Below are 11,586 nucleotides of genomic sequence, written 5' to 3'. Positions count from 1 at the left end.
TGGGTTCGGTTTCCGCCGGTCTGCCCCGTCATGTTGGGTCATAGGCGAGCTTCGCGAGCCGGCGAGCCTGCTTCAGGCTTGCTTCGTCGACGATGCTGATGTTGACGCGATACGCGTGGTGGCCCGACCGCAGGGGCGGGCGTGCGAGGCGCCCAGGTCGTTCAGCTCGGCCTCGGTGAGCTGAAGACGCAGATTGACCAGGCCGGTCTCGGCGTGCACGTAGGCGAAGCCGCCCATCTGGGAGCCCTGCCGGCGCAGACGCAGGTAGCTGCCGTAGTCCAGACCATCCCCCAGCTTCTGCCTACCAGGACCTGCTTGCAAGCTACTCGTGCTTCTTACGGCCGTCTATCGCGGTCCGAGGCTACCGGGCACGGGATGTCTTCCCAGGTGCGGCACCCAGGCCGGCGCAGCCTTCCCGAGGGCCCGCGCGTAGCCGAATCCGCTCAGGCGGTGCACGCGCCCCGCCCTCCGGCAGTACAACTGCGGAGCGTCGGAAGCCTGCGTACGGGCGGGGTTCAGCCTCCGGTGTCCGCGCATTCGCTGTTGTCGCCGCCACTGCGGCACCCCACTTCGCCGGTGAACACGGGTGCGGGTTGGTTGAGCTTGTCCTCATGCTGCTGGACCGCCATCCCGCCGAAAAGCCCCGCCGCCACGATGGCGGCTATGAAGCACTGGGTCCACACCGTCACCACAGCACCGGACCGGGACGCGATCGCGGACGCCACCACCGCCACGGCACCGACCCCACCGGCGGCGACCAGGTAGCCCGACAACGGGTCGGCTTTCACTGTCCTGCCCGGGTCGAGATTGAACCCCGACAACACCCAGAGGCCGAAGATCAGCAGCAAGGCAAGGGCTTCGAGGAACAGCAGCCCCAGGGCAGCCCCCACGTCGGCGCCCCGACCAGTGTGAGGCGTTACGGAGGCGTCGAACGCCACGGGCGCGGGGGGAAGGTCCATATCCACAAGCCTGGCTCCCGGATCAGGGCCGACACATGAGTACGGGTACTCAGTGGCCCGGCCCGCCTCGCGCGGGCAGCCGGTCGACACGGCGTCGGCTCGAACAGTCGGTCGTCCTCGCTCAGCGTCAAGGGACCGGGCTCGCGTTTCATAGCGAGGGATTCTCCCTCGACCGAGCAGTCTGTGGAACGCGGCTCGCGTCAAGCCGCGTCCCGGTGCCGGAGGTCCGGCGCCGGGACGCGATGGTGCTCAGCTCAACTGCTCAACAGGTACTGACCGGCGTCAGCCGCCCAGCCCGTCGGCGGCTTGCTTGATGTCCGCCGCGAAGGTGCTCACCTCGGTGTAGACACCGGGCTTGCCCGGGCGCGCGCATCCCTCGCCCCAGCTGACGATGCCGACCTGGATCCAGCCATCCGCGTCGTCCTTACGGAACATGGGTCCGCCGGAGTCGCCCTGACAGGTGTCGACGCCGCCGGTGTCCAGGATCCCTGCGCAGAGCTCTTCGCCGGCGGTCAGCTGGTCGCCGTACGCCGTCTGGCAGGTGGCGTCGTCGATGTACGGGACCTTGGCCTTGAGGAGATAGCGCTGCTGGTCGCCGCCTTCCTTGTCCGCGCCCCAGCCGGCGATGTCGAAGTCGCCGGTGTTGAACTTGTCGTCCGCGGCGATCGGCAGGGTCGGCAGATCGATCGGCTTCTCGAGCTTGATCAGCGCCCAGTCCTTGCCCTTGCCGTTGTAGCCGGGCGCCTGGAGGACCTCGGTGGACTTCACGCTGATCGCGTTGGGGTCCTCCAGGTCGACGACGCCGGCCGTCGCGGTGATGCCGGTGTTCGGGCCGCTGGCGTCGACGCAGTGAGCGGCGGTCAGAACGATGTCCTTGGCGTACAGTGCGCCGCCACAGCCCATGGACAGGCGGACCATGAACGGGAATTCACCCTGATCGGCCTTGGTCCCGCCGACAACCTTCGTGCCTACGTCACCGCGTGGGGTCGGTGCGGAGGCGGCGTTGGCCGCGCCGGGCTGGAGGCTGAAGGCAGCGAGGGCGACGGCACCGATCGCGGTGGTCGTCCTGAGGTGCTTCAGGTAGCTCTTCAACGGACTTCCTTTCGTGGGGGGTACGCCTCAATGACGGGCTCATACCAACCCCGGGAATCGGAAGCCACCACCGAATGAAGTGCGTTGGAAAACGGCAGCACGCCGCAAGGCGTCCGAACCCAGTGGGGGATGAGTCCGCAAAGCGCCCTGCGATTATGTGGAACGGGCGACCGGAGTGACAAGGGTGCCCAATCCTTCAACTCCCGCTCGGACTATGGCCTGTTGGGTCCATATCGGCCGATCTCAACCCCTAATGCCGTGGGCTGTTACACGAGTGATACGAAATCTCCGGAGAGCTGTGTGGTTGGCACAGTTCTGGCTGAAAGCAGGGGTGAGAGTGCGGTAATCCAGCCGGTTGGCGACAACGGACAGGTCTGGTGCCCGTCCCCGGCCTCCGGTCCGCTGGACTGAACCCTCCAGGCTGATCACCTGCACGATCTGTGACCGGTCCATGCGGCGTAGAGGCAGCAACTGAATCCCAAGGCGCGGGTTGTTCGGTGCCTTATGGGGCGTCCCCTTGTAGCGCGTAGCGCAGTTGAAGCAGTTTGCGGCGGCGGGCCTGTGCGCGTAGGAGGAGCAGCCCTGCGGTGGCAACGAGAAATGCGCCGGCCAAGCCTGTGCCGAGTGCCATTGCCGTACTGCTGCGCGCGACTGCCGGTGCAACCCCGGCAGCTAGGAAGCTAAGCACGACCGACTCGTCGATATCGTCCGGACCATGAGGAAGCTTCACCCTCAAGTAGCCGAAGAACTGCTTTCGGCTGAGGGCTGACGGAGCTGTCACGTAGTCCCCTTGGGTACGTCACCCGACAAGCGGCAGACCGGCCGGCTCGCCCACGGATCGCCCGCGCAAGGGACCTGCTGGAATATCAAGCGCCAAGAGCCGTCAGAGGTCACCGGTGACCGGGGCCAGCCATCGGCTGATCCGGTCGGGGTCGGTGCAGGCATTCCAGACGTCGTCGATCGAGGCGTCACAACTGCGGCGCAGCAGGAGCGACCGCCCCTCGCCCGTGGCGACGGGATGGTTGCCGACCTCCCGGTGGGCGGCGTTGATCTGGTCGACGAAGTCGATCACGCGTCCTCCTCGCACTTCGTGTGTGGCTTGCTGCCCCCCGGCGACCTCGGGTCGTCCTTTTCGCGGCGTTCGCGCCCGCCGCGCGCGAGTTCGGTATCCAGGGCGTCCAGGCGCTGGTTCCAGAACCGGCGGAAGTGCTCCAGCCAGACGTCGACCTCCTGCAGGGGCCCCGGATCGACTGCGTACAGGCGCCTGGTGCCCTCCGGTCGGACGGTCGCGAACCCGGACTCCCGCAGTACTCGGAGGTGCTGCGACACCGCCGGCTGCGAGATCCCGAACTCCTCGTGGATGACCCCACTGACCGCGCCGGCCGTCTGCTCGCCGTCGGCGAGCAGCTCCAGTATCCGGCGACGGACTGGATCACCAAGAACGTCGAATGCGTGCACAACCCGAGAATCTCATCCGTGGCTTATATAAGTCAAGCGTGAAGTTCTCGGCGTCAGGACCCGTCCCGCTCGCACCTCATACGCCGGGCGTTATGAACACATCTCAACAGGGTTCCGTCCACGTGAGCGCGGGGCCCCTGAGCTGCGGGAAGAGCGTGGCTCGAGACTTCAGAACGTGATAGCTGACCAAGCCCCTGCATGTTCCTGCTGCGGAACACCCACGCGGCCATACAGGGCGGCGTCGAGCACTCATGAAGCCCCGCCTACGCCTGTCTCCAGGCGTCGGTGGCACATCCGACCTCGAAGTGCCACCAGCCCTCCTCTTGGCCGTGGGCCAGAAGCTTCTTGATCTGGCCCAGGTCCGCCTCGGCAGGCACGTTGAAGGCGACCAACGGAAACTCGTCACTGAACACCTCGCCGCCCAAGCCGAACGGTGCCAGGTGCGCGTGCACAGCCTGAGCACTCCGTCCCAGGGGGCCGCTGGGCACCGGCAGGACTCGGACAGCGCAGTTCTCGGATGCCGAGACCCGTTCCTTGGCCCAGTGGAGGCCGTCATCATCGGTGGCAAAGCGCACGACGTCGCCTTCGGCGACCCCGTTCTGCAAGAAGGGGACGTTCTCCACGCGGGCGGTGTCGTCGCCGAGGCGTGTCGCCCACAGGCCCTCGGTGTCCTGCGGAAGCCAGCCTTCTCTCGGCATGAAACGGAACCAGATCTTGATGCGCTGATCCCCGGCTGTGCCTGGCTCTGGCGACACTGTCGACGTCATGTCGAACATGATCGCGCATCTGGTCCTGTGATCGGAACCGCCGGGCCGCAGGGCCCCTTGGTGGCGAGTTGTGAGTCCCATGTGCGGCCGGTTGGCGGGGGAGTCAGCCGGCCGCACAGGGTGCTGAGCGTTGATCGCCGTCGTGAGGCTCAGGTGCTCAGAAGCTGCGTGCGCAACTGTGAGATCAGGGTTTCGTCGACGCCGAGGTGCTCAACGGCGTAGTCGTGCACGGAGCCGTAAGTGGCAGTGAGGTCGGACATGAACAGTCGCATGACCTCTTCCGGCGCTCGTCCGTAGCCGGGCCACGTCATAGTCCGACCGGGGTTGGCCGCTGTCCAGTCGGCGATCAGACGCTCGGTGGCCAGTTCGGTGAGAGCGAAGTCCGCGACGATGTCGTCCTCGGCCACGCCCAGGAGCGCGAGGACCAGGCCGGCCAGCAGGCCGGTACGGTCCTTGCCCGATGCGCAGTGGAAGACCTGTGGGGCATTGCCGGATGCGATGACCTTAAGGGCCTGCAGGAGTTCCTCGGCTCCATCGAGGGCGACCTCCGCGTACCGGTCGGCGAGGAAGCGCCAGGGGTCCAGGTCAGGGTCGATCTCCGCCTGGTCGTAGGGCCGGTGTTCCACGCTGAGGTTGATGTACTCGAGTCCCTCGCTGTCGGGCACGCGGCCTTTCGCCTCTATCTCCCACGGATAGCGCAGGTCGATCACCGCGCCCACTTTGAGGGCGAGGAACTGGTCCCAGTCGGCTCCCTGGAGCTTGGAGAGCGAGTCGGATCGGTAGAGGCGGCCCCATTGCACGGTGCGGCCATCCTGGGTGCGGTAGCCGCCCAAGTCCCGGAAGTTGTGGAGGCGTTCGAACTCGATATGTCTTCTCACGCGCGACACTCTATGACCGCACCAGCCCCAGGAGTCACGGAGTATCCAGCCGCCGTGTTGACCGGCAGCCCGCCGACCTGCAGCTGGTCGGGGTCCCCACGCATCGGGGAAGGGTGACCCCCTGGGCGCCCCAGGGCCTCTCGTTCGGATCGTGCCGGGCTCGCGTGCCCTGGCACGCACGCTCGCCTCGTTGTCGTCGGTCGGCATGGCTCCGCCGCATTGCGATCGCACGCACCGCAGTGACATCAGCCGCTCCGCGGCGGGCCGCCCTGATCCAAACGAAAGGCCCTAGCGGGTCAGGCCGGCGACGATGGTGGTGAGAGTGCGCTCCACGACCGCGTCGCGCTGGTCGGCGGGGAGGTGGGCGAGCGGGCCGTCGAGGATGAGCAGGGAGAGGCCGTGGACGGCCGACCAGGCGGCGACCTCGGCCGCAGGCCGGTTCTCCGGCCTCATCCGGCCTGCGGCTACGAGCGTGTCGAGCGTGTCCGAGAGCTGCACGAACGCCGCGAACTCGGGCCTGTCCTCGGGGGCATCGAGGCCGGTAAAGCCGCTGCCCTCCGCCAAGGGCGTGCGGCAGAAGGCGGTGCGGTAGAGCCCCGGGTGCTCGATCGCGAACCGGACGTACCCACGCCCGATCGCCTCGGTCCTGCGAACGGCCTCCTCACCCGGGTCGTCGAGCCCGGGCAGTACGCGCACGGCCTCGGTCATCGAGTCGGCGAGCGCCTGCTGGCCGCGGATCTTCACGGCCTCGAGGAGATCTCCCTGGCCGGTGAAGTGGCGGTACGCGGCGGTGGGCGACACGCCGACGCTGCGGGCCGCCTCACGCAGGACGACACGCTCGGGGCCGCCTTCGACCGCGAGTCCGACGGCGGCCTCGATCAGCGCGTTGCGGAGGTCGCCGTGGTGGTAGCGGGACTTGCCGCCCGTGATCGATTCCATGACCCCATCCTGCCTCATGTTGACGTCGTTAACATTGTGTGTCACCGTCGATATTAACGGCGTAAACATCCGGAGGCGATGACCGTGTTCGATCGAATTGCCGAGCTGGCCCTCCACCGAGGCCGGCTCGTACTGACACTCACCGTGGTGGCCGTGGTTGCCATGGGAGCCATCGGCTTCGGAGCGTTCGGCAAGCTCCTGGGCGGCGGCTTCGAAGATCCGAGCGCGCCCTCGGCCCGCGCCCAGGAGCTCATCGACGAGAAGTTCGGCGGCGAGAGCAACCTGGTCCTGCTGGTCCGGGCCGACGACGGCGCCGGCATCGGCTCGCCCGCCGCCGAGCACGCAGGCCGCGCACTCACCTCGGAGCTCAAGGGCGAGCCCACCGTGGCGAACGTGATCTCGTACTGGGACAGCGGCACCTCCGCGCTGACCTCCCGGGACGGGAAAGAGGCGCTGGTGCTGGCTCACGTCAACGGCGACGACACCGAGCAGGGCGACAACGCCTCGGCGATCATTGATGAGTACACCGGCGACCGGAACGGGCTGACCGTGCAGGCCGGCGGAGCCGCCGCGGTCGGCGACGAAGTGCCCACCCAGGTCGCCAAGGACCTCGCGGTGGCCGAGATGATCGCCGTGCCACTGATCCTCATCCTGCTCGTGATCGCCTTCGGCAGCATCGTTGCGGCACTGCTGCCCCTGGTCATCGGGCTGATCGCGATCGTCGGCACCTTCGCCGAGCTCTATGTGCTCGGCAGCCTCACCAGCGTGTCGGTGTTCTCGATCAACCTCACCACCGCCCTCGGCCTGGGCCTCGGCATCGACTACGCACTGCTCATGATCAGCCGGTTCCGCGAGCACCTCGCGGAGGGCGCCGACGTCCCCGAAGCGCTCCGGCACACGGTACGGACTGCCGGGCGGACCATCACCTTCTCCGCGGCGACCGTCGCAGCCGCACTCGCCGCGCTGCTGGTCTTCCCGCAGTTCTTCCTGCGCTCCTTCGCCTACGCGGGCATCGGCGTGGTGGCCATCGCCGCCGTCAGCGCCCTGCTCGTCGTCCCGGCGCTGCTCGCCGTGCTGGGTCACCGGGTCAACAACGGCCGGCTGCCCTGGGCGAAGACCGTGCGGAGCGCCGACGCGCCCCTTTGGGGCCGGCTGGCCCGCACGGTCATGCGCAGGCCCGCCCTGACCGCACTGCCGGTCCTCGGGATACTGCTCCTCGCCGCGAGTCCGCTGCTCGGAGTCATCTTCGGCACGCCGGACGAGCGGGTGCTGCCAGAGAGCGCCCAGAGCCGGCAGGTCGCCACCGCGGTGCAGCGCGACTTCACCGGCAGCGACGAGTCGGCGGTGCAGATCGTCACGACCGGGCCCGTGGCCCCGGCCGAGCTGCGCTCGTACGCGACCGACATCTCGCGGCTCGACGGCGCGGTGCGGGTCGAGACCTCCGCCGGCACCTTCAGCGACGGCCGGTCCGCTCCGCCCGGGCCCGCGAACGCCGCGCTGGGCCGGCCCGACGCCCAGCGGATCACCGTCGTCACCGACCTCACCCCCAAGTCGGGCGAGGCGCAGGACCTGGTCAAGGACGTACGAGCGGTGGATCCGCCCGCCGGGACCCAGGCGCTGGTCGGCGGCACCGACGCGCGGCTCGTCGACTCCAAGGACTCGATCGCCGACCGGCTCCCGGCCGCCATCGGTCTCGTCGCGGGCAGTACGTTCGTGATCCTCTTCCTGTTCACCGGCAGCGTGGTCCAGCCACTGCGGGCGCTGGTCCTCAACGCCATCAGCCTCACCGCGGCAATCGGCGTCATGGTGTGGATCTTCCAGGACGGCCACTTGGCCTCCCTGCTCGGCTTCACACCACAGCCGATGGACACCTCGATGACGGTGCTCATGTTCTGCATCGCCTTCGGCCTGTCCATGGACTACGAGGTCTTCGTGACGAGCCGGATCAAGGAGCTGCACGACGCGGGCGCCGACACGGAGACCGCCGTCACCAGCGGGCTCTCGCACACCGGGCGGATCGTGACCATGGCAGCCGGGCTGCTCGCGGTGAGCTTCTTCGCCTTCGGCACGGCCCATGTCAGCTTCATCCAGATGTTCGGGCTCGGCAGCGGTCTGGCGATCCTGATCGACGCGGTGGCCGTACGCGGGGTGCTCGTGCCGGCGGCCATGCGGCTGCTGGGGCGTACGGCCTGGTACGCGCCGAGGCCGCTGCGCGCTGTGCACGGGCGGCTGGGCCTCACCGACGGCGCGCCCACTGAGGAGGAGCGGACGCCCGCGAAGGTCTGAACTGGGGCCTCTCGTTCGGATCGTGCCGGGCTCGAGGGATCTGGTACGCACGCTCGCCCCGTCATCGGAGGAGGGAGGCATGGTTCCGCCATGCCTCCCTCCTCCGATGACGGGGCAGGATCGAAGGCGTGTTCCTCGGTCAGCCGGCCACGGCCGTCCCCAACTGCTGCCGGTGCGCCCGGGCTGTGGCCATCAGCCCGTCGAGTGCGTCCCTGGTCCGCACGAGGTCGGCGATGTGCGTGGAGAGCCGGTCGCGCTCCTGCGCCATCCGCTCCAGCGCGGAGTCGGAGTTCTCCGCGCTCGGCGCGTCGACGCAGGGCAGCAGCTCGCTGATGGTGCGGCTGGACAGGCCTGCGGCGTACAGCCGCTGGATGAAGGCGACCCGCTCGACCTCGCCGTCCGTGTAGTGCCGCTGCCCGCTGGGGCTGCGGGTGCTGGTGAGGAGGCCCTGCTCCTCGTAGTAGCGCACGGACCGGACGCTGACTCCGGCCCGTGACGCGAGCTCCCCGATCCGCACGATGACCTCCCGGCTATGTCCCGCGTCACAACAGCTTGCCTCTGACGTCAGTGTGAGGTTTTAGCGTAGCTGACGTGCCCGAGGCGCGGGCATTGCGGATCGCGAAGGAGTCCTGACATGACGACCCTTTTCACCAGCTACCGGCTCGGCGGCCTGACGCTGCCCAACCGGGTGGTCATGGCCCCGATGACCCGAGTCCGGGCCGCCGCCGGCGGTCTGGCGACGCCGTCGATGGCGGCCTACTACGCTCAGCGGGCCACGGCCGGGCTGATCGTGAGCGAGGGGGTGCAGCCGAGCGCGATCGGGCAGTCCAACCCGGGTACGCCGGGACTGCACACCGACGAGCAGGTCGAGGCGTGGCGTCCTGTGACCGATGCCGTCCACGTCAACGGTGGACGGATCTTCGCCCAGATCATGCACGGCGGCCGGGTCTCGCATTCCGACACCACCGGCCTGCAACCGGTCGGGCCCTCGGCCGTCCCCGCCGTCGGCGACGTGTTCACCCCGACCGGGCTCCAGCCCGCTCCGACGCCGCGCGCGTTGGACACCGCCGAAGTGCCCGAGCACGCACTGTCCTACGCCCGGGCCGCCCGCCGCGCCGTCGACGCGGGGTTCGACGGCGTGGAACTGCACGGCGCCAACGGCTACCTGATCTCGCAGTTCCTCTCGTCCAACGCCAACCTGCGCACGGACCGCTACGGAGGCCCGATCGCCAACCGGATCAGGTTCGCCGTCGAAGCGGTCGCCGCCACCGTCGAGGCCGTCGGCGGGGCCAGGACCGGCATCCGCCTCTCACCGGGCGCAACGTTCTGGGGAGTCGAGGACTCCGACGTCCGCGAGCTCTACACCGCGCTGCTGACCGAACTGGCCCCACTCGGGCCGGCCTACGTGCACCTCGAAGCCACCGCCGACGAAGAGGTACTGGTCGCCCTGCGCCGGGCGTGGCCGGGCACCCTCGTCATGAACCCGACGCTTCCGATGGGCCCGAAGCAGACCGGCCGGGACGACGCCGACCACTGGCTCGGCCTGGGCGCCGACCTCATCAGCTTCGGCCGCGCCTTCATCGCCAACCCCGACCTGGTCGAACGGTTGCGGGGCGCGCTTCCGATCGCCCCCGCCGATGAGGCCACGCACTACCAGGGCGGTGACGCGGGCTACCTGACCTACTCGGCCCACCAGTACTCGGCCTGACTCCGATCCGCGGGGGCGGGCCGACGGGCGGTCGGAACCGGCTCGGGCAGTGGTGCTCAGCCGGAACCGCCCGCCCGGCGGGGTCCGGTTCGGGTGACGGCACACTCGCCGTGAAGGTCAGCCTCCGACCGAACGCGGCGTACGGTGATGCCGCTCGCGTGTCCGTCCGCGGCGTCGACAAAAGGAGTCCGCCGAGCATGTCGCAACCAACTCCGGCCGACGTGGGCAACGCCCCTGTCGTTGTGAGCAATACCGTCGGCTCCTTCGCCTGGGGCGTTCTCCATGACCGGCACCCTGCGCTGGTCGAACGCGTACGCCGGGCGACCCCCTATCCCGCGGAACAGCAGCACGCTCTGCACGCCCTGCTGCGCGAGACCGCCGAGGGAGGTGTCATCGAGGCGCTCGACGACACCGAACCGGATGCAGCTGAATGGCGGCGGTGGGCCGGGGGCCACATCGGGTGTCGCTGGGCAGACGTGCCGTTCCTCTGGGCGGAGAGCTACTTCTACCGGAAGCTGCTGGCCGCGCTGGGCTACTTCGCTCCAGGACCGTGGCGGGGCATCGACCCGTTCGCACCCTTCAAACGCGCCGAACTCATGGGCGCGACCGTCGATTCCGAGCTCGCCGCCCTCGACGGGATTCCCCGCCTGCCGGCAGCGCAGCAGGACACCACCCTGCTGCACGCGTCACTGTGGGGGAACAGAGCCGACCTTGGCTTCCGGCTGTCGGCCGGCGAGTCCGGTCTGGGCGAGCGTGTGACAGGGCTCGTCGTGGACGACACGACGGCGCTCTGGGACCTGCTGGCAGGCCAACGGCCCGGAAAGGTGTGCCTGGTCGCCGACAACGCCGGGCCGGAGTTGCTGCCCGATCTGGTTCTCGCCGACCATCTGCTCACCACGGATCGCGCCTCGTGCGTGAGCCTGCACATCAAGCCGTATCCGTACTACATCTCCGACGCCACCACGACTGACGTGCTCGACTGTCTGACACGCATGGCCGCGGCCTCCGGACGGGCATCGGAGATCGGTGGGCGGCTGCGGCAGGCGGTGACCGGCGGACGTCTCCTCCTGCGCGCCTATCCGTTCGCGTGCGCCCCACTGCCGTACCTGGACATGCCGGTCGGGCTCCGGGAGGACTTCGCCTCCGCCACCTTGACCGTCATGAAGGGCGACCTGAACTACCGCCGGCTCGTCGGTGACCGCCACTGGCCCGCCACCACCGCCTTCTCGAAGGTCACCGAGTACTTTCCCGGCCCGGTCGCCGCGCTGCGGACATTGAAGTCCGATGTCATCACCGGTCTCGCACCGCATACGCAGGCGGAGCTGGAAGCGACAGGCAGCGCCTGGCGGACCAGCGGTACGCACGCGCTGGTCCAGGTCAGGACGTGAGCCTGCGCCACGCATAGTGCGAACACGGTTCGTACGGGAGTCGATGACGCGCCTGGGAACGGCGCAGGCGCCCTGCAGCGCGGCTGGAAGCCGTCCTCCTGCGGTGTGCCC

General features: G+C 68.8%; 12 protein-coding genes. 3 read left to right on the top strand and 9 right to left on the bottom strand.

All coding sequences use genetic code 11. The features are described 5' to 3' along the window. Positions 1–72 precede the first annotated feature (72 nt). The 8 genes from SLUN_RS39275 to SLUN_RS02630 form a co-directional block, all read right to left on the bottom strand. Positions 73–321 carry a hypothetical protein gene (locus SLUN_RS39275; RefSeq protein ID WP_159100166.1) on the bottom strand — a complete coding sequence of 83 codons (249 nt, stop codon included), beginning with the start codon at positions 319–321 and terminating at the stop codon, positions 73–75. 194 nt (positions 322–515) lie between these two features. Beyond that, positions 516–938: a DUF6234 family protein gene (locus SLUN_RS02665; protein WP_175313522.1), complete on the bottom strand. Its 423-nt coding sequence runs from the start codon at positions 936–938 to the stop codon at positions 516–518. A gap of 303 nt (positions 939–1,241) precedes the next feature. Continuing rightward, complete coding sequence (locus tag SLUN_RS02660) at positions 1,242–2,051, bottom strand: S1 family peptidase (RefSeq protein ID WP_108146983.1); 810 nt, start codon at positions 2,049–2,051, stop codon at positions 1,242–1,244. A gap of 883 nt (positions 2,052–2,934) precedes the next feature. After that, a complete protein-coding gene (locus tag SLUN_RS02655) occupies positions 2,935–3,123 on the bottom strand; it encodes an SRPBCC family protein (RefSeq protein ID WP_217505350.1) in 189 nt (62 codons plus the stop codon). Beyond that, on the bottom strand, positions 3,120–3,509 hold the full coding sequence (locus SLUN_RS02650; protein ID WP_108146982.1) for an ArsR/SmtB family transcription factor: 390 nt from the start codon (positions 3,507–3,509) through the stop codon (positions 3,120–3,122). The genes SLUN_RS02655 and SLUN_RS02650 overlap by 4 nt, the downstream gene beginning before the upstream one ends. A 263-nt stretch (positions 3,510–3,772) precedes the next feature. Further along, positions 3,773–4,276 carry a DUF4265 domain-containing protein gene (locus SLUN_RS02645; RefSeq protein WP_175313525.1) on the bottom strand — a complete coding sequence of 168 codons (504 nt, stop codon included), beginning with the start codon at positions 4,274–4,276 and terminating at the stop codon, positions 3,773–3,775. Between the two features lie 149 nt (positions 4,277–4,425). Then, a complete protein-coding gene (locus SLUN_RS02640) occupies positions 4,426–5,154 on the bottom strand; it encodes a tyrosine-protein phosphatase (protein WP_108154468.1) in 729 nt (242 codons plus the stop codon). 288 nt (positions 5,155–5,442) lie between these two features. Next, entirely contained in the window at positions 5,443–6,093 is a 651-nt protein-coding gene (locus SLUN_RS02630) for a TetR/AcrR family transcriptional regulator (RefSeq protein ID WP_108146981.1), read from the bottom strand. A gap of 84 nt (positions 6,094–6,177) precedes the next feature. On the opposite strand from SLUN_RS02630, the gene SLUN_RS02625 reads away from it, so the two are divergent. Further along, positions 6,178–8,379 (top strand): MMPL family transporter, encoded by a 2,202-nt coding sequence (locus SLUN_RS02625; protein ID WP_108154467.1) that lies wholly within the window; start codon positions 6,178–6,180, stop codon positions 8,377–8,379. Between the two features lie 139 nt (positions 8,380–8,518). On the opposite strand, the gene SLUN_RS02620 is transcribed toward SLUN_RS02625, so the two are convergent. Continuing rightward, entirely contained in the window at positions 8,519–8,896 is a 378-nt protein-coding gene (locus tag SLUN_RS02620) for a MerR family transcriptional regulator (RefSeq protein ID WP_170146544.1), read from the bottom strand. Positions 8,897–9,013: 117 nt separating this feature from the next. Here SLUN_RS02620 and SLUN_RS02615 point away from each other — a divergent pair, with 117 nt between their 5' ends. Further along, a complete protein-coding gene (locus SLUN_RS02615; protein WP_108146979.1) occupies positions 9,014–10,087 on the top strand; it encodes an alkene reductase in 1,074 nt (357 codons plus the stop codon). Positions 10,088–10,284: 197 nt separating this feature from the next. After that, positions 10,285–11,475 (top strand): damage-control phosphatase ARMT1 family protein, encoded by a 1,191-nt coding sequence (locus SLUN_RS02610; protein WP_108146978.1) that lies wholly within the window; start codon positions 10,285–10,287, stop codon positions 11,473–11,475. Positions 11,476–11,586 lie beyond the last annotated feature (111 nt).

It is taken from the genome of Streptomyces lunaelactis, from assembly GCF_003054555.1.
In the GTDB taxonomy this organism is placed as follows: Bacteria; Actinomycetota; Actinomycetes; order Streptomycetales; family Streptomycetaceae; genus Streptomyces; species Streptomyces lunaelactis.
The sequence above is the reverse complement of the archived record's forward strand: the minus strand, read 5'-3'. Positions and strand labels throughout refer to the sequence as shown.